This window comes from Paraburkholderia phymatum, from assembly GCF_040965635.1.
Taxonomy (GTDB): domain Bacteria; phylum Pseudomonadota; class Gammaproteobacteria; order Burkholderiales; family Burkholderiaceae; genus Paraburkholderia; species Paraburkholderia phymatum_B.
This window is the reverse complement of sequence record NZ_JBFRCH010000006.1, coordinates 192158-213205: the sequence shown is the minus strand read 5'-3', so window position 1 is coordinate 213205 and position 21048 is coordinate 192158. Positions and strand designations below refer to the sequence as shown.

The window sequence follows — 21048 nt, the reverse complement described above, 5'->3', positions numbered from 1 at the left end:
TTGGGCTCCCTGTTACGCCGCCTGTTTCGGCGTCGCGGTTCCGAGACCGAAGTCTTCGGGGAAATGGTCGAGGGCGGAGACGACCGGGAACGGCGTCATGCCGCCCATCGCGCACAGCGAACCGGACACCATCGTGTCGCACAGATCGCGCAGCAGTTGCACCTGCTTCGTCGACGTGTCGCCGTTGCGGATGCGCTGGATCACTTCGACGCCGCGCGTCGAGCCGATCCGGCACGGCGTGCACTTGCCGCACGATTCGAGCGCGCAGAAGTGCATCGCGTATTGCGCAAGCTCGGCGAGATTCGACGTGTCGTCATGAATCACGAGACCGCCGTGACCGACGACGGCGCCGACCTTCGCGTATTCCTCGTAGTCGAGCGGGATGTCCCACTGGCTTTCGGGCAGATACGTGCCGAGCGGGCCGCCGACCTGCACCGCGCGCGCCGGACGGCCGCTTGCCGTGCCGCCGCCGTAGTCGAACATCAGCTCGCGCAGCGTGCAGCCGAACGCGAGTTCGACGAGACCGCCGCGCTTCACGTTGCCCGCGATCTGGAACGGCAGCGTGCCGCGCGAGCGGCCCATGCCGAAGTCCTTGTAATGCGCCGCGCCCTTCGCGAAGATGATGGGCACGGTCGCGAGCGTGATCACGTTGTTGATCACGGTCGGCTTGCCGAACAGGCCTTCGATTGCGGGCAGCGGCGGCTTCGCGCGCACGATGCCGCGCTTGCCTTCGAGCGATTCGAGCAGCGCCGTTTCCTCGCCGCACACGTAGGCGCCCGCGCCCTTGGCGACGAACAGCTCGAAGCGATGCGCCGAGCCGAGCACGCTGTCGCCGAGCCAGCCGGCTGCGCGCGCCTTGACGATGGCTTCTTCGAGCGTCGCGATCGAATGCGGATACTCGCTGCGCACATAGATATGGCCGACCGTCGCGCCCGTCACGATGCCCGCGATGATCATCCCTTCGATCAGCACGAACGGATCGCTTTCCATCACGAGTCGATCGGAGAAGGTGCCCGAGTCGCCTTCGTCCGCGTTGCAGACGATGTACTTCTGGTCGGCCTTCGCGGCGCGCACCGTGCGCCACTTGATGCCCGCCGGGAACGCCGCGCCGCCGCGGCCGCGCAGGCCCGATTCGACGAGCGCTTCGACAGCCGCGTCGCCGTTCATCGCGAGCGCGTTGTAAAGGCCGATGATGCCGCCGTTCGCGATGTAGTCATCCGTCGAAAGCGGATCGGTGATGCCGATGCGCGCGAACGTCAGGCGCTGCTGCTTCTTCAGATAAGGAATCTCTTCGACGAGGCCGACATGCTTCGCGTGCGTCTTGCCTTCGACAAGGCCCGCGTCGAACAGCGACTTCACATCGTCGGCTTCGACGTTGGCGTAGCCGACGCGGCCTTCAGGCGTCGCCACCTCGATGAGTGGTTCGAGATACAGCAAGCCGCGCGTGCCATTGCGCACGAGTTCGATTTCGATGCCGCGTGCTTGCGCTTCGTCGGCGATGGCCCGGGCGACGGCGTCCGCGCCGAGCGCCAGTGCCGACGAGTCGCGGGGAACGTAGATGCGCGTCATACCGTTTCCTCCACGCGTTTCATTGCGGCTGCGAGCAGCGCGTCGAACTTCTGCGGCGTCACTTTCGCATGCAGCTCGCCGTTGATCATCATCGCCGGAGACAGCGCACATTGGCCGAGGCAGTAAACCGATTCGAGGCCGACGGTGCCATCGCATGCGTGATCGTGTGCGTCGTGCTTGTGCGCGTCGAAGCGGCAGCCGGTGCGCGCTTCGATGTGCTGCGCGAGCGCTTCCGTGCCCATGCTGCGGCACGCTTCCGCGCGACACAGTTGCACCGTGACGGGCGCCGCGGGCGACTGGCGGAAGTGGTGGTAATAGGTAATCACGCCGTGGACTTCCGCTCGCGAGAGGTTCATCGTCCGCGCGAGCGGCGCGACGGTCGCGGGCGGCACGAAGCCGACGTCATCCTGAATGGCATGTAGTACAGCAACCAGCGACATGCCGGGTAGTGCATGACGTCGCACGAGTTCATCTGGTGCTATGGCGGTCGAACGATCCACTGTGGGGCTCCTCCAAAAGCGATATATGCACTTGTTATTCATAAGTCGTGCATCTATGCTTGGCTTGTGTGATATATCAATGCGAACGATAGGCGGGTGTACCGGCTTTCGCAATAGGAACTCTAACTACATATATGATTCGAATCGAATGCCAGGCGCAGCTGATTGTGCGGGACAGCAACGGCGGAACGTCCAGCCTGACTGACGCTGTGCCGTTGCTCGCGCTCGTGGACCAGACGGGGAGCATTGCGCAGGCCGCTGCGCTTAAGGGTTTGTCCTACCGTCATGCGTGGGGTTTGCTGCGCGCAATCGAGACGCAACTGGGCGGCGCGCTGATCGAAAAGGAACGCGGGCGCGGCTCTGCGCTATCGGAATTGGGGCAGGCTGTGTTGCGCGCGCAACGACTTTGCGGCGAGCGCCTGGACGGCAACATGCAGGCTCTGGCGAGCGAAGTCGCGAGCGATCTGAACCGCTGGCTCGCGCCGCCTGCCGATGATGTGCGCATTCACGCATCGCACGGTTACGCGGTGGCCGCGCTCGTGACGGCGCTCGTCGCCGACGACGTGCCGCTCGACATCAAGTATCGCGACAGTGCCGAAGCGATCACGGCGCTCGCGCGCGGCGAGTGCGATCTCGCGGGCTTTCACCTGCCGCGCGGCGAGTTTCGCGCGGTGTGCGCGGACAAGTATCGCCAGTGGCTCGATTCGCAACGTCACGTGCTCGTGCATCTGACACGGCGCAAGCAGGGGCTCTTTCTCGCGAAGGGCAATCCGAAACGCATCGAAGGATTGACCGACCTCGCGCGCGACGACATCCGCTTCGTCAACCGGCAGCACGGTTCGGGCACGCGCATGCTGATCGATCTGGCACTGCGGCGCGTGGGCGTCGATCCGGACCGGATCAACGGCTATGCGTCGACGGAGCTGACGCATTCGGCGATCGCGGCGTTTGTCGCGAGCGGGATGGCGGACGTCGGGTTCGGCGTCGAGCCGGCCGCGCATCATTTCGGGCTCGATTTCATTCCGATCGTCGACGAGGACTATTACTTTGCATGCGATCGCGCGCGGCTCGGGCGCGAGCCGCTCGCGACGGTCATGTCCGTGCTGGGCGGCGATGCGTTCCGGCAGAGCGTCGCGCATCTGGAGGGCTACGATCCCATCGATTGCGGCAGGCTGCTCGAACTGGAAGAAGGGCTCGCGGGGTAGGACGGCGCGCGAAGAGAACGGCTTTCGGCGCGGGTAAGCGACGGTAATAACGCGTAAAGCCGCAGAGGCTGCGTCGCTGCGCGCTTTGCGCTAATCTCTACGCTTTCCTTACTCCGCCTCATTTGCACGGCGCGCCTGTCGCGCCGAATCGACATGAAATATCTCGTTCCCGCTTGTGCTGCCGCGCTCACTGCCGGCACGTTGTTTGCCACGATGTCAGCTGCATTCGCGCAGAATTCGCCCGGCGTGCCGGGCGGCATCCTGAACGACGAGTTCCGTCTGAATGAGCATCCGCAGATGCCGTTCGGCGCGTCGGCTCCGTCGAAGAAGTTCCAGAGCGACAAGCCTACAAAACTGCGCAAGCGCGGCGACAACGGCGATCCGAACGGCTGCAACCTCAAGTGCCCCGAGGATCATTAACCTTCGGGGTTTCGGCTGCGGCCGTTTTGCCGCGCGTTTCGTGCTGTCGGAAAAGCTGTGCGATTACGGCTTCGCGGTGTGCCACATGTCCTTGAAGCCCTCGCCCTTCATGTCGCCGGGCTTTTCGTCCTTGGCAAAGCGGTAGAGCGGCTTTCCTTTGTAAGCCCATTGCTTCTTGCCATCCCCGCCGTCGATCACGGTCCAGTCGCCTGAGGGCTTGTCGGCCGAGTCGGCGGCGGCGGCAGGCCAGTACGTCGTGCAGCCGCCCGTGCAGGCGCTTTTTCCGGGTGTCGTGTCCTTGTCGAAGGTGTAGAGCGTTCTGCCTTGTTCATCGACGAGACGTCCGTCCATGGTTTTCGGCGGCGCCGCGAAGGCAGTCTGCTGAACGGCGAGAGCGGCGATGAGAAGGAGAGTCTTGCGCATGATGCGGCTCCTGTTCTGACGTTGTATATGGAGTTTATGCAATCGATCGGCATGCGTACGCTGTAATTGCGTGCGCATGGGTTAAACGGTTTGCGAGCCGCGATATTCCATGCGTCGTGGGACGACAGCCGATTATTGTTTGTCTCGCGGTTGTCATCTGAGGAGATGATGCATAGCCTCGCGCGTCAGATCGGCAGCCGATCAGGTTCGGATCAGCGTCGCGCCGCATGTGGTGATGTCGCCGAGGTAGGCCACGCGCAGACCGTCGTGCCGACGTCTACCGCTGGCGATGATCGGATACTTGCCGCCGCAGCGAGGGCACGCGACCAGATGGCCGTCGAGTGCAACGCGGACGCCTTCGTCCGTCAGATCCAACGCCGCTTCGACGATCTTTCCGCCGTGACTGGTGGTGTCGCCGAGGCGGGCCATTGGGCGCTCGTCTATGTCTCTCATGTCCGTTTCTAATGTGTGAGGTGGTTAGTTCTACTGTGCGAATGTCGCGGGCCGTCGAAACGGATCAGCGTCCCGCGATTTCACCCTATGTCGCGTGAAGCTGGCTATCAGAAAAGGTTGAAAAAAGGGCGGACGGCGTTTGGCCCTGCCCCAGGGCACCTGCCGCGCATAGCGAGACGCGAACAAAAAACCCGCGTAGCCAAGGCTATCGCGGGTTTCGGGGCAGCGTAGCCGCTGCCGGAAAATATGTGGTGGAGGCGGCGGGAATCGAACCCGCGTCCAGAAGTCCTCCACGACCAGTTCTACATGTTTAGTTCTGTCTTTTGATTTAACCGCAGCGACGCGGACGAACACGCTGCGCTACGGCGATTCACTAGATTTTCGACCTTGGCGTCGTGACGCCACCAAGGCTTAACTGACGTATATGACCTCTGGCGGTATTGCTACCGGTCTTGCGACTCTGACCCGTCAGTGAGCCAGGCAGAGGACGGCGGCCTTAGGCTGCCAGTGCGAACGTATCGTCGTTTGCAGTTACGTTTTTCCCATTGATTAACGAGGTGACGGGTCCTCGACATGCCCTAGCCGCTTCGCAACCCCTGTCGAAACCAGGTCGCCCCCACAGAAGGAATGAGCCACATATGTGGCCCACACGTCATTTTACAATACCGGCTCCCATGAGTCACGGCGAACGTTCGTGTGACGCCGGCTCGGGCCCGCCGCGCATCGGCGCGGTCAACTGGTCAACTGATGTAGCGCAGCAGTTCCAGCAATTCGGCAGGCGAATTCACCACATGCCTCGCGTGCCATTGAGTCGGCGGAATATCGTTCCCGCAGTAGCCATACGCGGCGGCCACCGTCACCATGCCGGCGGCAAAGCCTGCCTGAACGTCGCGCAAGTCGTCGCCGACATACACGACCCGCTCGGGCGGCAAGTCCAGTTCCTTTGCGGCGTGCAGCAGCGGCGCGGGGTGCGGCTTCGAGTGCGGCGTGGTGTCACCGCTGACGACGCATCCCGCGCGCATATCCAGCCCCAGTTGCGCGACGAGCGGCTCGGTCAGCCGCGCCACCTTGTTCGTCACGATGCCCCAGCGCACGCCGCGCGCATCGAGTTCGTCGAGTATGTCGCCGATGCCGGGAAAGAGAGTGGTCTCGATGCACAGATCGGCTTCGTAGTTCGCAAGGAATTCTTCGCGCATCGACGAGTAGTCGTGATGCTCGGGATCGATGCCGAACGCGCCGCCCAAGAGCCCGCGTGCGCCGGCGGACGCGAGCGGCCGCAACTGCTCGAGCGGCACCATCTCGAGGCCGCGCTCGTGGCGCATTTTGTTGACGGCGGCGGCGAGGTCGGGCGCGGTGTCCGCGAGCGTGCCGTCGAGATCAAAAAGGATGCCTTGGCAGAGACCGATCGACGCGTCTTCGTCTTCTCGTTGTGGCAGGGGCGTGGGATCGCTCATTGAAGTAGGCGGAAGGTGCGAAAAAGGCGGGTGGTTCAGGCGTCGCGGCGGCACGCGAGCATGTAGTTGACGTCGGTATCGCTCGACAGGCCGAAGTGGCGGGTGAGCGGGTTGTACGTGATGCCCTTGATGTCGGCCGTTCGCAGGCCCGCCACGCGCGCGAAGCCCGCGAGCTCCGACGGACGGATGAAGCGGGCGTAGTCGTGAGTGCCCTTGGGCAGCATGCGCGCGAGGTACTCCGCGCCGATTACAGCCAGGAGATACGACTTGACGTTACGGTTGAGCGTCGAAAAGAACACCCAGCCGCCTGGTTTGACCAGCGTCTTGCACGCCTCGACGACCTTCGATGGATCGGGCACGTGCTCGAGCATTTCCATGCATGTCACGACGTCGAACGAGGCCGGTTCGCGGGCCGCTAGCGCCTCGGCGGCGATTTCCTCGTAATTTACCGTTACACCACTTTCAAGGCTGTGAAGGTCCGCGACGCCCAGCGCTTCGTTAGAAAGGTCGATTCCCTTCACATCGGCGCCCAACGTGGCCATGGATTCGGACAGAATGCCGCCGCCACAGCCGATATCGAGCACACGCTTGCCTGCCAGATGCGCATGCGAGTCGATCCAGTTGAGCCGCACCGGATTCAGTTCGTGCAGAGGTTTGAATTCGGCGTTCGGGTCCCACCAGCGATGTGCGAGATCGCTGAATTTCTGCAGTTCGTGGGGATCGGCGTTGGTCATGACGGATGCGGCCTCGAAGGCTGAAAAGCAGGGTGGATCGGAGAAACCCTGAGTATATAGGGCCGCGTACAGGGCGGCAAAAGCGGCTGGCGCGGCACGGCTTCGCGCCGCGGTTGTATCCCTCTCCATATGATTGGTTGCGTGAGCATGTGTCAGTTGACGCTCGCGCCAAATGACGCAAGGCGCCATAAAAAAAGCCCCGCTGAAGCGGGGCTTTGACACTGCGGTAATTTTTGTAGCTTACTGCTTCGAAGTACCGACAACTTCGACTTCCACGCGACGATCCGGCGCGAGGCAGGTGATGAGTTGCTTGCGGTTCTTCTGGTTGCAGCCCGTCGTGACCGGGTTGCGCTTGCCCTTGCCTTCCGTGTAGATGCGGTTGGCTTCGATGCCCTTGCTGACCAGGTATGCCTTGACAGCTTGCGCACGACGCAGCGACAGACGGTCGTTGTACTTGTCCGAACCGATGCGGTCGGTGTAGCCCGTGGCCACGACGACTTCAAGGTTCAGGGAGCCGATCTTCGATGCCAGGTCGTCCAGCTTTTCCTTGCCGGCCGGCTTCAGAATTGCCTTGTCGAAGTCGAACAGCGCGTCAGCTTGATACGTAATCTTCTGGCTGGTGATAGCCGGAGCTGCCGGCGGCGGAGCCGGCGGGGTCGGTGCTTGTGCGACCAGTGCGCCATCGCACTTTGCGTTAGCCGTTGCCGGCGTCCAGAACGCATCGCGCCAGCAAAGCTCGTTCGTGCCGTTCATCCACACGTATTCGCCGGTGCCGTTCACCCAGTTGTCGTTCGTGGCTTGTCGCGACGCCGGCACCGACTGTGCCGAAGCGGATGCAGCCATAACTGCGGTAGCTGCAATGAACGCGAGCTTTGAAAGTTTATTCATATTTCTCCTCTCGAAATTGAGATTACCGCAGGTTTACTGCGAGCCTGTTGACGAAGACCAGTCATACATTGCTCGAAGTATAACATCGGTGCCGAATAAAAGACGCTGTGTGTAGACTTCGAGCAGTGTCTAACTTTGTGCGTTCGCATTTTGCCATATCGTTCCCTTCCGACGATAAAAAAATCCTCCCCCTACAGATACGCCCGGTCGAATGTGGTGCATGCGCAACAAAAGGTGCCAAGTTCGCCAGGAGCCCGCCAGAGGCGGTTCGGCGCGGCATGCGGAGGAGCATTTTCCGGGCCCGGCCATGGCGCGTGCGAGGCGCTTCCAGGTGCCGTTTTCGCGTATCCCACTAATAGGTATACGCACGCCGTCGGGCGCGGTTGCGCCGCATGTTAGAATCGCGTGATGCGCTGCGCTCGCAGATGCATAGGGGTAGGCCCAAGCGGTGAGGCGAAAAACGCGTGTCCCTCATCGTCTTCGCGCGTAAACGATACGGACAATGGATCAATTCGCCAAAGAGACTCTACCAATCTCCCTAGAGGAGGAAATGCGCCGCTCGTATATCGAGTACGCGATGAGCGTGATCGTAGGGCGCGCGCTTCCCGATGTCCGTGATGGTCTGAAGCCGGTTCACCGGCGCGTGCTCTACGCGATGCACGAGCTGAACAACGACTGGAATCGGGCATACAAGAAATCGGCGCGTATCGTCGGCGACGTGATCGGTAAGTACCACCCGCACGGCGACTCGGCTGTATACGACACGATCGTGCGCATGGCGCAGGATTTTTCGCTGCGCTATATGCTCGTCGATGGACAAGGCAATTTCGGGTCAGTCGACGGCGACAACGCCGCGGCGATGCGTTACACCGAAATCCGCATGGCGAAGATCGGCCACGAACTGCTCGCCGACATCGACAAGGAAACGGTCGACTTCCAGCCGAACTACGACGGCAGCGAGAACGAGCCGTCCATTTTGCCCTCGCGCATCCCAAATCTGCTGATCAACGGCTCGTCGGGCATTGCAGTGGGTATGGCGACGAACATTCCGCCGCACAATTTGAGCGAAATCGTCGACGCCTGTCACCATCTTCTGAAGAACCCGGAATCGACGATCGACGAACTGATCGAGATCGTGCCCGCGCCCGATTTCCCGACGGCGGGCATCATCTACGGCGTCGCCGGCGTGCGCGACGGCTATCGCACGGGCCGCGGGCGCGTGGTGATGCGCGCCGCGACGCACTTCGAAGAGATCGATCGCGGTCAGCGCATGGCGATCATCGTCGACGAGCTGCCGTATCAGGTGAACAAGCGCTCGCTGCTCGAGCGGATCGCCGAGCTGGTGAATGAGAAAAAGCTCGAAGGCATTTCGGATATTCGCGACGAATCCGACAAGAGCGGCATGCGCGTCGTGATCGAGCTGAAGCGCGGCGAAGTGCCTGAGGTCATTCTCAACAATCTTTATAAGGCAACGCAGCTCCAGGACACATTCGGCATGAACATGGTCGCGCTGGTCGACGGCCAGCCGAAGCTGCTGAACCTGAAGGAAATGCTTACGCATTTCCTGTCGCATCGTCGCGAGGTGCTGACGCGGCGCACCGTGTACGAGCTGCGCAAGGCGCGCGAACGCGGTCACGTGCTCGAAGGCCTTGCCGTGGCGCTCGCCAACATCGACGAGTTCATCGCGATCATCAAGGCCGCGCCCACGCCGCCCATCGCGAAGCAGGAGCTGATGGACCGCACGTGGGATTCGACGATCGTGCGCGACATGCTGCAGCGCGCGGAATCCGACGCGGCGTCGTCCGGCGGCCGCGCGGCGTACCGCCCGGAAGGGCTGAACCCCGCGTACGGCATGCAGGCCGACGGCCTCTACCGTCTGTCGGACACTCAGGCTCAGGAAATTCTCCAGATGCGCCTGCAACGCCTGACGGGCCTGGAGCAGGACAAGATCATCGGCGAGTACCGCGACGTGATGGCGCAGATCGCCGACCTGCTGGACATCCTGGCGCGCCCCGAGCGCATAACTGCGATCATCTTCGACGAACTCACGTCGATCAAGAGCGAATTCGGCGATGAGCGCCGCTCGAAGATCGAAATGAACGCGACGGAGCTGAACACCGAAGACTTGATCACGCCGCAGGACATGGTCGTGACGATGTCGCATGCCGGTTATGTGAAATCGCAGCCGTTGTCCGAATATCGCGCCCAGAAGCGCGGAGGTCGCGGCAAACAGGCGACGCAGATGAAGGACGACGACTGGATCGACACGCTCTTCATCGCGAATACGCACGATCACATCCTGTGCTTCTCGAACCGCGGCCGCGTCTACTGGCTGAAGGTCTACGAAGTGCCGCAGGGTTCGCGCAACTCGCGCGGCCGTCCGATCGTCAATATGTTCCCGCTGCAGGAAGGCGAGAAGATCACGGTTGTTCTGCCCGTCAAGGAATTTTCGGCGGACAAGTTCGTTTTCATGGCGACGGCGCTCGGCACAGTCAAGAAGACGCCGCTCGAGCAGTTCAGCCGTCCGCTGAAGAAGGGCATCATCGCGGTCGGTCTGGATGACGGCGATTACCTGATCGGCGCGGCGATCACTGACGGCGAGCACGACGTGATGCTGTTCTCTGATTCGGGCAAGGCAGTCCGGTTCGACGAAAACGACGTTCGTCCGATGGGTCGCGAGGCGCGCGGCGTGCGCGGCATGCAACTCGAAGACGGCCAGCAGGTGATCGCTCTGCTCGTGGCCGGCGACGAGCAGCAGTCGGTGCTGACGGCAACGGAAAACGGCTACGGCAAGCGCACGCCGATTACGGAGTACACACGCCACGGCCGCGGCACGAAGGGCATGATCGCGATCCAGACGTCCGAGCGTAACGGCAAGGTGGTTGCCGCGACGCTCGCCGATCCGGAATCGCAGATCATGCTGATCACCAACACGGGCGTGCTGATTCGTACGCGCGTGTCGGAAATTCGAGAAATGGGCCGTGCAACGCAAGGTGTTACACTCATCAGCCTTGATGAAGGCACCAAGCTTTCCGGTCTGCAACAGATTGCCGAAGCGGAAGCTGACGTGGACGGCGACGCAGACACTTCCGCCGACGAAGCAGACGACACCAACGGCGAAGCGTCCTGATCCGCACCGAAGCTTCTCAAGTCATGCGTGTGATCGCGCGGGCCTCATAGGCGCATCGGGTCGATGCGCCGCCTGCGCGGCAAACCAGTTAGGTTAATTTCTCTTAGGGAGTAGTGATGCAAAAACGATTCAAGCAGTTGATGGTTCTGGCCGCTTTCGTGCCGACCCTGGCGATGGCGCAAGCGCTGCAAAACCAGCAGCCGGCTCCGGCTGCCCAGGCTGCCGCTGCCCCGGTCGACCCCGCGAAGCAAGCCGCCATCAAGGAACTGCTGGATGCAATCGACGCGCAGAAGCTGGTCGGCGCGATCGGCAACAGCGCGCAGATGCAGGCCAAGCAACTGGTTCCGGCGATCCTGTCGGACGCGCTGTCGGAAAACAAGACGATGACGGACAAGCAAAAGCAGGCTTCTGTTCCGGCGCTGCAGAAGAACGCCGTGCCGAAGCTGGTTGACTCGGCTGGCCAGGTCTTCGCAACGGACGCGTTCAAGCAGGACGCGATGCAAGCTCAGTACGACGCCTACGCGAAGTACTACAGCGTGCAGGAAATCAAGGATCTGACGACGTTCTACAAGAGCCCGACGGGCCGCAAGTTCATCCAGGTGCAAGACCAGGTTGGCCGCGACGTGGTGAACGGTCTGATGCAGAAGTACATGCCGCAATCGATCAAGGCGACGCGCGACCAGGCCGACAAGGAAGTCGCATCCGTCAAGCCGGCGAAGTAAGCAGGTCGAACGAGGCTTAAGGACGTTCGAAGCGCCGCGTGACACGGGCGGCGGTCGAAGGAGTTCATTGAACTCCCTTGAATCGCCGCGGTTTGGCGGGTTTTGAGCGTCAATGCGATAATGGCCGTTTGCGCTTGCGCGCAGACGGCCATTTTCTTTCAGGCGCGGTTTCCGGTTCTTTTCCATGCCGTGCGCCTGCCTTTCGGGGTTCTCACGATGCGCGTGTTCAATTTCTCCGCCGGTCCGGCGGCCATGCCCGAAGACGTGCTGCGCCAGGCAGCCGACGAAATGCTCGATTGGCGCGGCAGTGGCATGAGCGTGATGGAAATGAGCCATCGCGGCAAAGAGTTCATGACGATCCACGAAGAGGCGCTGACCGATCTGCGCGATTTGCTGCAGGTGCCGTCCAGTCATCAGATTCTTTTCCTGCAAGGCGGCGGGCTCGGCGAAAACGCAATCGTGCCGATGAACCTGATGGGCCGCAAGGCACGCGCCGACTTCGTCGTGACGGGTTCGTGGTCGCAGAAGTCGTTCAAGGAAGCGCAGAAATACGGCACGGCGAATCTCGCCGCCAGCGGCGAAACGCCCGAAGGCTATACGCGCGTGCCGCCGCGCGCCGAGTGGAAACTGTCCGACGATCCCGCCTACGTGCACCTCTGCACGAACGAGACGATTCACGGCGTCGAGACGTTCGAGATTCCCGATCTCGGCGACATCCCGCTCGTCGCGGACGCGTCGTCGCACATCCTGTCGCGCCCGATGGACATCGCCAAATACGGCGTGCTGTTCGGCGGCGCACAGAAGAACATCGGCATGGCGGGCGTGACCGTCGTGATCGTGCGCGAAGACCTGCTTGACCGTTCGATGACCATCTGTCCGTCGGCGTTCGAGTGGAAGACGGTCGCGCTGAACAATTCGATGTACAACACGCCGCCCACGTATGCGATCTATATCGCCGGGCTCGTGTTCAAGTGGTTGAAGAAGCAGGGCGGTCTGAAGGCAATCGAGGCACGCAACGTCGAGAAGGCGAAGCTGCTGTACGACACTATCGATTCGAGCCGCTTCTATCTGAACAAGGTCGAGCGAAACGCGCGGTCGCGGATGAACGTACCGTTCTTCCTCGCCGACGAGTCGCGCAACGAAGATTTCCTGGCCGGCGCGAAAGCGCGCGGGCTGGTGCAGCTGAAGGGCCACAAGTCCGTCGGCGGCATGCGGGCGTCGATTTACAACGCGGTGCCGCTCGAAGGCGTCAAAGCGCTTGTCGAGTACATGAGGGAATTCGAACAGCGCAGCGCGTGATCCTTCGAAGCACGCGCGCGCATCTTTTCCGAACTGGCCCATACAGGACCCGAAGTGGCCCTTTAGAAGCATGGACGACGAACTCAATTCCCAACTCAAGCCGCTGCGCGATCGGATCGACGCGATCGACGCGCAGCTCATCGCGCTGCTGAATCAGCGGGCTGCCATCGCGCTCGCAGTCGGCGAGGTGAAGAAGCATTTCAACGCACCCGTGTTTCGTCCGGAGCGCGAGCAGCAGGTGATCGCGCGTTTGCAGGACATGAGTCAGGGCCCACTCGCCGGCGAGCACATCGACGCGATCTGGCGCGAGATCATGGCCGCGAGCCGCGCGCTGGAAAAGAACCTGACGGCCGCATACCTCGGGCCGGCGGGCACCTACAGCGAACAGGCGATGCACGAATACTTCGGCCAATCGATCGAAGGGCTGCCGTGTTCGTCGATCGACGAAGTGTTCCGCTCGGTCGAAGCGGGCGGCGCGGAATTCGGCGTCGTTCCCATCGAGAATTCGACGGAAGGGGCAGTGTCGCGCACGCTCGATCTGCTGCTGCAAACGCAGTTGCTGATCGGCGGCGAACTCGCGTTGCCGATCCACCACAATCTGCTGACGCTCGACGGCGCGCTGACGGGCGTGACGCGCGTATGCGCGCATGCGCAGGCGCTCGCGCAGTGCCAGCGCTGGCTGTCCACGCATGCACCGCATGTCGAGCGCCAGGCGGTGTCGAGCAACGCGGAGGCCGCGCGGATGGCCGCGGAAGATCCGACCATCGCGGCCATCGCCGGCGACCGCGCCGCCACTCAGTACGGGCTGCAAGTCACTTATGCGCTGATCCAGGACGATCCGCACAACCGCACCCGCTTCGTGATGATCGGCAAGCAGCCGACGGGCGCGAGCGGCTACGACAAGACGTCGCTGATCGTGTCGGTTGCGAACGAACCTGGCGCGGTGTTCAAGCTGCTGGAGCCGCTCGCGCGGCACGGCGTGTCGATGACGCGCTTCGAGTCGCGTCCGGCGCGCGTCGGCACGTGGGAGTACTACTTCTACATCGACGTCGAAGGCCATCGCGACGATGCGCCCGTTGCGGCCGCGCTCGCCGAGCTCGGCCAGAAAGCGGCGTTCCTGAAGATTCTCGGCTCGTATCCGCGCGCCCGCTGATACGCCGCGTTCGATTCCGATCCAACCAACATACCTGGACAGAGCTATCCGGAGAGCCCTATGACAACGTCTTTCGGTCCTTCCTATGTTCGCGCGATCGCGCCTTATGTGGCTGGCAAGCCGATCGCGGAAGTCGCGCGCGAATTCGGGCTGGACGAAGCGCGCATCGTGAAGCTGGCGTCGAACGAGAATCCGCTCGGCATGCCGGAGTCCGCGAAGACGGCGATGGCGCAGGCCGCGAGCGAACTCGGCCGCTATCCGGATGCGAACGCGTTCGAACTGAAGGCGGCGCTCTCCGCGCACTACGACGTGCCCGCCGACTGGATCACGCTCGGCAACGGCAGCAACGACATTCTCGAACTGGCCGCGCACGCGTTCGTCGAGAAGGACCAGTCGATCGTCTATTCGCAGTATTCGTTCGCCGTATATGCGCTCGCGACGCAAGGCCTGGGCGCACGCGCGATCATCGTACCTGCCGTGAAGTACGGCCACGATCTCGACGCGATGCTCGCCGCGATCGCCGACGACACGCGGCTCGTTTTTGTCGCGAACCCGAACAATCCGACGGGCACGTTCATCGACGGTCCGACGATCGAAGCGTTCCTGTCGAAGGTGCCGCGCCACATCGCCGTGGTGCTCGACGAGGCGTACACGGAATACCTGAGCGCGGACAAGCGCTACGACTCGATCGCATGGGTGCGCCGCTATCCGAACCTGCTGGTGTCGCGCACGTTCTCGAAGGCGTTTGGTCTTGCGGGCTTGCGCGTCGGCTTCGCGATCGCGCAGCCGGAGCTGACCGATCTGATGAACCGTCTGCGTCAGCCGTTCAACGTGAATACGCTAGCGCAAGCGGCTGCGATCGCCGCGCTGAACGACAAGCCTTTCCTGCAGAAGAGCGCGGAACTGAATGCGCAGGGCTATCGCCGGCTGACGGAAGCGTTCGACAAGCTTGATCTCGAATATGTGCCCTCCGACGGCAACTTCGTGCTGGTGCGCGTCGGCGACGACGACGGCGCGGGCAATCGCGTGAATATCGAACTGCTGAAGCAGGGCGTGATCGTGCGGCCCGTGGGCAGCTATGGCTTGCCACAGTGGCTGCGCGTGACGATCGGCTTGCCCGAAGAAAACGAGGCGTTCATCGCCGCGCTCGAAAAGACGCTCGCGACGGCCTGAGCGCCCAATGCAATCCACGCGCCTCATCGAGTGCGAGGCGCGTTTTTTCTGTGACTGACGTGGCAGCGTTCTCTTTCGACAAACTGGTGATTTTCGGCGTCGGGCTGATCGGCGGATCGCTCGCTCGTGCGCTGCGCGAACGCGCCGACGTGGGTGGCGAGCGCCGCGTGATCGGCGTGGGGCGCTCGGCGGCATCGACGCAACGCGCGCTGCAACTGGGCGTGATCGACGCGAGCGCAGCGCTCTCCGATGACGTCGCGCTGCGCGATGCATTAAAGGGCGCCGATCTGTTGCTGCTCGCGGCGCCCGTCGCGCAGACGCAGCCTATGCTCGAACGCATCGCGCCGTTTCTCGATCCGTCGACGATCGTCACCGACGCCGGCAGCACGAAGTCCGATGTCGTTGCCGCGGCGCGCGCGGCGCTGGGCGAGCGCATCGGCCAGTTCGTGCCCGGTCATCCGATCGCGGGCCGCGAATCGAGCGGCGTCGATGCGGCGCTGGCGGACCTGTACGTGAACCGTAACGTCGTGCTGTGCGCGTTGCCGGAGAATGCGCCGGCGCCCGTCGAACGCGTTGCTGCCATGTGGCGCGCGACGGGAGCGAGCGTGCACGCGATGTCTCCGGCGCAGCACGACCGCGTGTTCGCGTCGGTCAGCCATTTGCCGCATGTGTTGTCGTTCGCGCTCGTCGAGCAGATTCTCAATTCACCCGACGCCGCGCTGAAGTTCTCGTTCGCGGCGGGCGGATTCCGCGACTTCACCCGGATTGCCGCGTCGAGCCCGGAAATGTGGCGCGACGTGTGCGTGGCGAACCGCGCGGCGCTGCTCGACGAACTCGACGCCTATACGGACGTGCTGGCGCGCCTGCGCGCGGCGATCGAAGCCGGCGACGGCGCGACGCTCGAAGCCGTGTTCGCGCGCTCGCGCTCCGCACGCAGCAAGTGGCAGGAACGCGCGGCGTCGTCGCAACAGGCATCGCAGCAGCCGTCGCCTGCGCGCTCCGCAACCGACGACGCGTCGAAATAACTGGACACTGGAATTCACATGGAACATCTCGATCTCGGACCATTTTCCCGTGCGTCCGGCACGGTCCGTCTGCCCGGCTCGAAGAGCATTTCGAACCGCGTGTTGCTGCTCGCGGCGTTGGCCGAGGGCGAGACGACGATTACGAATCTGCTCGATTCCGACGATACGCGCGTGATGCTCGACGCGCTCGAAAAGCTCGGCGTGAAGCTCAAACGCGACGACGACACCTGCGTCGTGACGGGCACGCGCGGCGCGCTGCCGGCGGCGCGCGCCGATCTGTTTCTCGGCAACGCGGGCACGGCGGTGCGGCCGCTGACGGCGGCGCTTGCCGTGAACGGCGGCGATTACCGCATTCACGGCGTGCCGCGCATGCACGAGCGGCCGATCCGCGATCTGGTCGACGGGCTGCGTCAGATCGGCGCGAAGATCGATTACGAAGAGAACGAAGGCTTTCCGCCGCTGCGCATCCGCCCGGCGCAAATTGCCGTCGACGCGCCGATCCGCGTGCGTGGCGACGTGTCGAGCCAGTTCCTGACTGCGCTGCTGATGGCGCTGCCGCTCGTCAGGACGGCAAGCGGCGAGACGGTCGTCGAAGTGGCGGGCGAACTGATTTCGAAGCCCTACATCGAGATCACGATTGCGCTGATGGCGCGCTTCGGCATCAAGGTCGAGCGGCTCGGCTGGGAGCGCTTCACGATTCCGAACGGCGTGCGCTATCAGTCGCCGGGCAAGATCATGGTGGAGGGCGACGCGTCGTCGGCGTCGTACTTCCTCGCGGCGGGCGCACTGGGCGGCGGGCCGCTGCGCGTCGAGGGCGTGGGCCGCGCGAGCATCCAGGGCGACGTCGGCTTCGCGACGGCGCTGACGAAGATGGGCGCGAACGTCACGATGGGCGACGACTGGATCGAGGTGCGCGGCGTCGGCAACGACCACGGCAAGCTCGATCCGGTCGACATGGACTTCAACCTGATTCCCGACGCGGCCATGACGATCGCCGTGGCGGCGCTGTTCGCCGACGGCACGTCGACGCTGCGCAATATCGCGAGCTGGCGCGTGAAGGAAACCGACCGGATCGCCGCGATGGCGACGGAGTTGCGCAAGGTGGGCGCGACGGTGCAGGAGGGCGAGGATTTCCTCGTCGTCACGCCGCCCGAAAAACTGACGCCGAGCGCCGCAATCGACACCTACGACGATCACCGGATGGCGATGTGCTTCTCTCTGGTGAGCCTGGGCGGCGTGCCTGTGCGGATCAACGACCCGAAGTGCGTCGGCAAGACGTTCCCCGATTATTTCGAGCGCTTCCTTGCGCTCGCTCGACCCTGACCCTCGCATTGACAACATCCGCCGCCCGTTTCGACGGGCGACTTTCTAGATGAAATCGACCCGTCCCTTTCACCAGACGCCCGTCATCACGATCGACGGCCCGACCGCATCCGGCAAAGGCACAGTAGCCGCGCTGGTAGCCGCCGAACTCGGCTTCCACCTGCTGGACAGTGGCGCGCTGTACCGGCTCGCGGCGCTCGCCAGCGTGCGCTACAACATCGCCGCCGCCGACGCCGAGGCGCTTGCAAAACTGGTCGGCGATCTCCATATCACGTTTCGCGAAGGCATCGCGCAACTGGACGGCGTCGACGTGTCGACGGAAATCCGCGCTGAGGAAATCGGCAACCGGGCGTCGGCAATTGCTGTTCACGCACCTGTCAGGGCCGCGCTGGTGGCCCGTCAACGGGCTTTTCGCAAGCAGCCGGGCCTGGTCGCGGACGGCCGCGACATGGGCACTGTGATCTTTCCAGACGCCTTGCTGAAGGTGTTTTTGACGGCGAGCGTCGAGGCGCGCGCGGCCCGTCGGCATAAGCAATTGATCCAAAAAGGTTTTTCTGCTAATATGGATGACTTGCTTCGGGATTTACGTGAACGCGACGAGCGCGATAGCAAGCGCGAAGCCGCGCCGCTCAAGCCCGCAGCCGATGCGCAGTTACTCGATACCTCGGCACTGTCGATCGACCAGGCGGTCGAACAGGTGGTGCAATGGTACCGGGCGCTGGCTCCGCAGAACTGAAAGCGGGGACTCGCATCGAAGTTGTTTTGGTTGTCGTGTAGGTGCTTCACCGCTGAGTGTGAACGAAGCGCGAAGCGATTGTTTAACCCTTAACCCCGTATGGCTTTCGCTCCTTTGCCGTAGTGCTGAACCATGGTGGTTCACCTGACGCTGCGAAAACCATGCAAATTCAGATTTTTATGTCCGACCTGCAAACCTCTACCCCGAATACCGAATCTTTTGCGGCTCTGTTCGAAGAGTCGCTGACCAAGCAGGACATGCGCGCTGGCGAAGTGATCTCCGCCGAAGTCGTGCGCGTCGACCACAACTTCGTCGTTGTGAACGCTGGTCTCAAGTCCGAAGCCTACATCCCGCTCGAAGAGTTCCTGAATGACGCGGGCGAGGTAGAAGTGCAGGCGGGCGACTTCGTTTCCGTCGCGATCGACGCGCTGGAAAACGGCTATGGCGACACGATCCTGTCGCGCGACAAGGCGAAGCGTCTGGCATCGTGGCTGTCGCTGGAAAAAGCTCTCGACAACAACGAGCTCGTGACGGGCACGATCACGGGCAAGGTCAAGGGCGGCATGACCGTCATGGTCAACGGCATCCGCGCGTTCCTGCCGGGCTCGCTGGTCGACACGCGCCCCGTCAAGGACACGACGCCGTACGAAGGCAAGACGCTGGAATTCCGCGTCATCAAGCTGGATCGCAAGCGTAACAACGTGGTGCTGTCGCGCCGCGCCGTCATCGAGGCGACGCAAGGCGAAGAGCGCGCAAAGCTGCTCGAGACGCTGAAGGAAGGCGCGATCGTCGAAGGCGTGGTCAAGAACATCACTGACTACGGTGCGTTCGTGGACCTCGGCGGCATCGACGGCCTGCTGCACATCACCGACATCGCGTGGCGTCGCGTGCGTCACCCGAGCGAAGTGCTGTCGGTTGGCCAGGAAGTCACCGCGAAGATCCTCAAGTTCGACCAGGAAAAGAACCGCGTTTCGCTCGGCATCAAGCAACTGGGCGACGATCCGTGGGAAGGCATCTCGCGCCGCTATCCGTCGGGCACGCGTCTGTTCGGCAAGGTCACGAACATCACCGACTACGGTGCGTTCGTTGAAGTCGAATCCGGCATCGAAGGCCTCGTCCACGTGTCGGAAATGGACTGGACCAACAAGAACGTTGCGCCGTCGAAGGTTGTCCAGCTGGGCGACGAAGTCGAAGTCATGGTTCTCGAAATCGACGAAGACCGCCGCCGTATCAGCCTCGGCATGAAGCAGTGCAAGCCGAATCCGTGGGACGACTTCAGCCGCAACTTCAAGAAGGGCGACAAGATCCAGGGCGCCATCAAGTCGATCACCGACTTCGGCGTGTTCATCGGTCTGCCTGGCGGCATCGACGGCCTGGTTCACCTGTCGGACCTGTCGTGGAGCGAAACGGGCGAAGAAGCTGTTCGCAAGTACAAGAAGGGCGACGAAGTGGAAGCGATCGTTCTTGGCATCGACGTCGAGAAGGAACGCATTTCCCTGGGCATCAAGCAGCTCGAAGGCGACCCGTTCAGCAACTTCGTTGCAATGAACGACAAGGGTTCGATCGTCGACGGCACGGTCAAGTCGGTTGACGCGAAGGGCGCTGTGGTTCAGCTGACGGCTGACGTCGAAGGCTACCTGCGCGCTTCGGAAATCGCGCAAGACCGCGTGGAAGACGCTCGCAACGTGCTGAAGGAAGGCGACAAGGTCAATGCGATGATCATCAACATCGACCGCAAGTCGCGTGGCATCAACCTGTCGATCAAGGCGAAGGACTCGGCTGAGCAGCAGGAAGCGATGCGCGGCCTGCAAGCTGACAGCAGCTCGGCAGCAAGCGGCACGACGAACCTCGGCGCGCTGCTGAAGGCCAAGCTCGACGGCCAGAACCAGTAAGACTTAAGGGGTCTGCTGCAGTATGACCAAATCGGAATTGGTCGCCCAGCTGGCTACGCGATTTCCGCAACTTGTCCTCAAGGATGCGGATTTTGCGGTGAAGACGATGCTCGATGCGATGTCGGACGCTCTGGCCAACGGCCATCGCATCGAAATTCGCGGCTTCGGCAGCTTCGGCCTCAACCGTCGTCCATCCCGCGTCGGGCGCAACCCGAAGTCGGGCGAAAAGGTGTTGGTGCCTGAGAAGCACGTGCCGCACTTCAAGCCTGGCAAAGAGTTGCGTGAACGCGTCGATCGTCGCGCGGGCGAGCCTCTGAAGGACGAAGCGCCGGACGACGATCTTTGAGCCCGCTGTATGCAAGCATGCAGTTCGGGTTGAAGTTCGCCGGTGGCCACACCAGTCGGCATTGACCAGAAAAAGCGCCTTCGGGCGCTTTTTTTTCGCCTGGCGATTCTGACGGACACGGGTCTGAAAGGCACGCAGCATCCATTCCCTAAACGACAGCGAGGCATCACGATCCGCACGCCTGTGCCAGTCGTCATGGCGTTCATTTACAATACGGGTCACTTCGGCGCGGGCATAAACTGTGGCGCGACGCGTCATCTGGCCGGCGTCCTCCCGCAACTGCCGTCAAGAGATCACTACATGAAATTTATCGTCTGGCTGATTCGCGTGCTGGTGTTCGTGCTGCTGCTAGTGCTCGCACTGTCCAATACGCAGAGCGCTACGCTGAATTTCCTCGCCGGATATTCGTGGCAGGCGCCCTTGATCCTGATCGGACTGGCGTTCTTCGTGGTTGGCCTGCTGGCCGGGCTGGTGTCGTCATTGCCGGCGATGTTCCGCTTGCGGATGGAAAACGGCCGGCTCAAGCGTGAACTGCGTGTGGCGCGCGAAACGCCCGTTGTCGTCGAAGAACCGCCGATGCCGCCGCTCATCTAGCCCTTACAC

General features: G+C 62.6%; 20 protein-coding genes and 1 other RNA gene. 13 read left to right on the top strand and 8 right to left on the bottom strand.

Annotation, left to right across the window (positions count from 1 at the left end):
* Positions 1 to 12: 12 nt before the first annotated feature.
* Both AB4Y32_RS14625 and AB4Y32_RS14620 read right to left on the bottom strand, forming a co-directional pair.
* The gene (locus tag AB4Y32_RS14625; protein ID WP_368722000.1) at positions 13 to 1569 is read right to left on the bottom strand and encodes a formate dehydrogenase beta subunit; all 1557 of its coding nucleotides are present in this window, start codon (positions 1567 to 1569) and stop codon (positions 13 to 15) included.
* Positions 1566 to 2111, bottom strand: coding sequence for an NAD(P)H-dependent oxidoreductase subunit E (locus AB4Y32_RS14620; protein WP_439899788.1), 546 nt, complete (start codon positions 2109 to 2111; stop codon positions 1566 to 1568). The genes AB4Y32_RS14625 and AB4Y32_RS14620 overlap by 4 nt, the downstream gene beginning before the upstream one ends.
* Positions 2112 to 2203: 92 nt before the next feature.
* Here AB4Y32_RS14620 and AB4Y32_RS14615 point away from each other — a divergent pair, with 92 nt between their 5' ends.
* Entirely contained in the window at positions 2204 to 3274 is a 1071-nt protein-coding gene (locus AB4Y32_RS14615; protein ID WP_368721998.1) for a substrate-binding domain-containing protein, read from the top strand.
* Between the two features lie 153 nt (positions 3275 to 3427).
* A complete protein-coding gene (locus AB4Y32_RS14610) occupies positions 3428 to 3694 on the top strand; it encodes a hypothetical protein (RefSeq protein ID WP_368721997.1) in 267 nt (88 codons plus the stop codon).
* Between the two features lie 63 nt (positions 3695 to 3757).
* On the opposite strand, the gene AB4Y32_RS14605 is transcribed toward AB4Y32_RS14610, so the two are convergent.
* The 6 genes from AB4Y32_RS14605 to ompA all read right to left on the bottom strand — a co-directional run bounded on the left by AB4Y32_RS14605 (position 3758) and on the right by ompA (position 7646).
* Complete coding sequence (locus tag AB4Y32_RS14605; RefSeq protein WP_342938192.1) at positions 3758 to 4117, bottom strand: COG4315 family predicted lipoprotein; 360 nt, start codon at positions 4115 to 4117, stop codon at positions 3758 to 3760.
* Between the two features lie 201 nt (positions 4118 to 4318).
* Positions 4319 to 4546: a PAAR domain-containing protein gene (locus AB4Y32_RS14600; protein WP_321574485.1), complete on the bottom strand. Its 228-nt coding sequence runs from the start codon at positions 4544 to 4546 to the stop codon at positions 4319 to 4321.
* A 273-nt stretch (positions 4547 to 4819) separates the two neighbouring features.
* Positions 4820 to 5188: a transfer-messenger RNA gene (ssrA, locus tag AB4Y32_RS14595) on the bottom strand.
* Positions 5189 to 5310: 122 nt separating this feature from the next.
* A complete protein-coding gene (locus tag AB4Y32_RS14590) occupies positions 5311 to 6024 on the bottom strand; it encodes an HAD family hydrolase (protein WP_368721996.1) in 714 nt (237 codons plus the stop codon).
* Between the two features lie 35 nt (positions 6025 to 6059).
* Positions 6060 to 6758, bottom strand: a complete 699-nt coding sequence (gene ubiG, locus AB4Y32_RS14585) for a bifunctional 2-polyprenyl-6-hydroxyphenol methylase/3-demethylubiquinol 3-O-methyltransferase UbiG (protein WP_368721995.1) — start codon at positions 6756 to 6758, stop codon at positions 6060 to 6062.
* A 240-nt stretch (positions 6759 to 6998) separates the two neighbouring features.
* Positions 6999 to 7646: an outer membrane protein OmpA gene (gene ompA, locus AB4Y32_RS14580; RefSeq protein ID WP_090867936.1), complete on the bottom strand. Its 648-nt coding sequence runs from the start codon at positions 7644 to 7646 to the stop codon at positions 6999 to 7001.
* A gap of 502 nt (positions 7647 to 8148) precedes the next feature.
* Here ompA and gyrA point away from each other — a divergent pair.
* The 11 genes from gyrA (at position 8149) to AB4Y32_RS14525 (ending at position 21039) form a co-directional block, all read left to right on the top strand.
* Positions 8149 to 10776, top strand: coding sequence for a DNA gyrase subunit A (gene gyrA, locus AB4Y32_RS14575; protein ID WP_368721994.1), 2628 nt, complete (start codon positions 8149 to 8151; stop codon positions 10774 to 10776).
* Between the two features lie 116 nt (positions 10777 to 10892).
* Positions 10893 to 11498 (top strand): DUF2059 domain-containing protein, encoded by a 606-nt coding sequence (locus AB4Y32_RS14570; protein ID WP_368721993.1) that lies wholly within the window; start codon positions 10893 to 10895, stop codon positions 11496 to 11498.
* A gap of 216 nt (positions 11499 to 11714) precedes the next feature.
* Positions 11715 to 12797 (top strand): 3-phosphoserine/phosphohydroxythreonine transaminase, encoded by a 1083-nt coding sequence (serC, locus tag AB4Y32_RS14565; RefSeq protein ID WP_368721992.1) that lies wholly within the window; start codon positions 11715 to 11717, stop codon positions 12795 to 12797.
* A gap of 70 nt (positions 12798 to 12867) precedes the next feature.
* Positions 12868 to 13950, top strand: coding sequence for a prephenate dehydratase (gene pheA / locus AB4Y32_RS14560; RefSeq protein WP_368721991.1), 1083 nt, complete (start codon positions 12868 to 12870; stop codon positions 13948 to 13950).
* 60 nt (positions 13951 to 14010) lie between these two features.
* Positions 14011 to 15123, top strand: a complete 1113-nt coding sequence (hisC, locus tag AB4Y32_RS14555) for a histidinol-phosphate transaminase (protein WP_368721990.1) — start codon at positions 14011 to 14013, stop codon at positions 15121 to 15123.
* Between the two features lie 50 nt (positions 15124 to 15173).
* A complete protein-coding gene (locus tag AB4Y32_RS14550) occupies positions 15174 to 16148 on the top strand; it encodes a prephenate dehydrogenase (protein WP_368721989.1) in 975 nt (324 codons plus the stop codon).
* Positions 16149 to 16166: 18 nt separating this feature from the next.
* Positions 16167 to 17471 (top strand): 3-phosphoshikimate 1-carboxyvinyltransferase, encoded by a 1305-nt coding sequence (gene aroA, locus AB4Y32_RS14545; protein WP_368721988.1) that lies wholly within the window; start codon positions 16167 to 16169, stop codon positions 17469 to 17471.
* 49 nt (positions 17472 to 17520) lie between these two features.
* Positions 17521 to 18207, top strand: coding sequence for a (d)CMP kinase (cmk, locus tag AB4Y32_RS14540; RefSeq protein WP_368721987.1), 687 nt, complete (start codon positions 17521 to 17523; stop codon positions 18205 to 18207).
* 161 nt (positions 18208 to 18368) lie between these two features.
* Positions 18369 to 20099, top strand: a complete 1731-nt coding sequence (gene rpsA, locus AB4Y32_RS14535; protein ID WP_368721986.1) for a 30S ribosomal protein S1 — start codon at positions 18369 to 18371, stop codon at positions 20097 to 20099.
* A 22-nt stretch (positions 20100 to 20121) separates the two neighbouring features.
* The gene (locus AB4Y32_RS14530) at positions 20122 to 20445 is read left to right on the top strand and encodes an integration host factor subunit beta (RefSeq protein ID WP_087738063.1); all 324 of its coding nucleotides are present in this window, start codon (positions 20122 to 20124) and stop codon (positions 20443 to 20445) included.
* A gap of 300 nt (positions 20446 to 20745) precedes the next feature.
* Positions 20746 to 21039, top strand: a complete 294-nt coding sequence (locus tag AB4Y32_RS14525; RefSeq protein ID WP_368721985.1) for a lipopolysaccharide assembly LapA domain-containing protein — start codon at positions 20746 to 20748, stop codon at positions 21037 to 21039.
* Positions 21040 to 21048 lie beyond the last annotated feature (9 nt).

Excerpts from the sequence above, each read along its gene's own strand:
- AB4Y32_RS14600 (WP_321574485.1), bottom strand. The coding sequence starts at position 4,546 with ATGGCCCGCCTCGGCGACACCACCAGTCACGGCGGAAAGATCGTCGAA.
- pheA (WP_368721991.1), top strand. The coding sequence starts at position 12,868 with ATGGACGACGAACTCAATTCCCAACTCAAGCCGCTGCGCGATCGGATC.
- AB4Y32_RS14620 (WP_439899788.1), bottom strand. The coding sequence starts at position 2,111 with ATGAATAACAAGTGCATATATCGCTTTTGGAGGAGCCCCACAGTGGAT.
- rpsA (WP_368721986.1), top strand. The coding sequence starts at position 18,369 with ATGCAAATTCAGATTTTTATGTCCGACCTGCAAACCTCTACCCCGAAT.
- AB4Y32_RS14530 (WP_087738063.1), top strand. The coding sequence starts at position 20,122 with ATGACCAAATCGGAATTGGTCGCCCAGCTGGCTACGCGATTTCCGCAA.
- ubiG (WP_368721995.1), bottom strand. The coding sequence starts at position 6,758 with ATGACCAACGCCGATCCCCACGAACTGCAGAAATTCAGCGATCTCGCA.
- ompA (WP_090867936.1), bottom strand. The coding sequence starts at position 7,646 with ATGAATAAACTTTCAAAGCTCGCGTTCATTGCAGCTACCGCAGTTATG.
- AB4Y32_RS14570 (WP_368721993.1), top strand. The coding sequence starts at position 10,893 with ATGCAAAAACGATTCAAGCAGTTGATGGTTCTGGCCGCTTTCGTGCCG.
- gyrA (WP_368721994.1), top strand. The coding sequence starts at position 8,149 with ATGGATCAATTCGCCAAAGAGACTCTACCAATCTCCCTAGAGGAGGAA.
- AB4Y32_RS14610 (WP_368721997.1), top strand. The coding sequence starts at position 3,428 with ATGAAATATCTCGTTCCCGCTTGTGCTGCCGCGCTCACTGCCGGCACG.
- cmk (WP_368721987.1), top strand. The coding sequence starts at position 17,521 with ATGAAATCGACCCGTCCCTTTCACCAGACGCCCGTCATCACGATCGAC.
- AB4Y32_RS14590 (WP_368721996.1), bottom strand. The coding sequence starts at position 6,024 with ATGAGCGATCCCACGCCCCTGCCACAACGAGAAGACGAAGACGCGTCG.
- aroA (WP_368721988.1), top strand. The coding sequence starts at position 16,167 with ATGGAACATCTCGATCTCGGACCATTTTCCCGTGCGTCCGGCACGGTC.
- AB4Y32_RS14625 (WP_368722000.1), bottom strand. The coding sequence starts at position 1,569 with ATGACGCGCATCTACGTTCCCCGCGACTCGTCGGCACTGGCGCTCGGC.
- AB4Y32_RS14525 (WP_368721985.1), top strand. The coding sequence starts at position 20,746 with ATGAAATTTATCGTCTGGCTGATTCGCGTGCTGGTGTTCGTGCTGCTG.
- hisC (WP_368721990.1), top strand. The coding sequence starts at position 14,011 with ATGACAACGTCTTTCGGTCCTTCCTATGTTCGCGCGATCGCGCCTTAT.
- AB4Y32_RS14605 (WP_342938192.1), bottom strand. The coding sequence starts at position 4,117 with ATGCGCAAGACTCTCCTTCTCATCGCCGCTCTCGCCGTTCAGCAGACT.
- serC (WP_368721992.1), top strand. The coding sequence starts at position 11,715 with ATGCGCGTGTTCAATTTCTCCGCCGGTCCGGCGGCCATGCCCGAAGAC.
- AB4Y32_RS14615 (WP_368721998.1), top strand. The coding sequence starts at position 2,204 with ATGATTCGAATCGAATGCCAGGCGCAGCTGATTGTGCGGGACAGCAAC.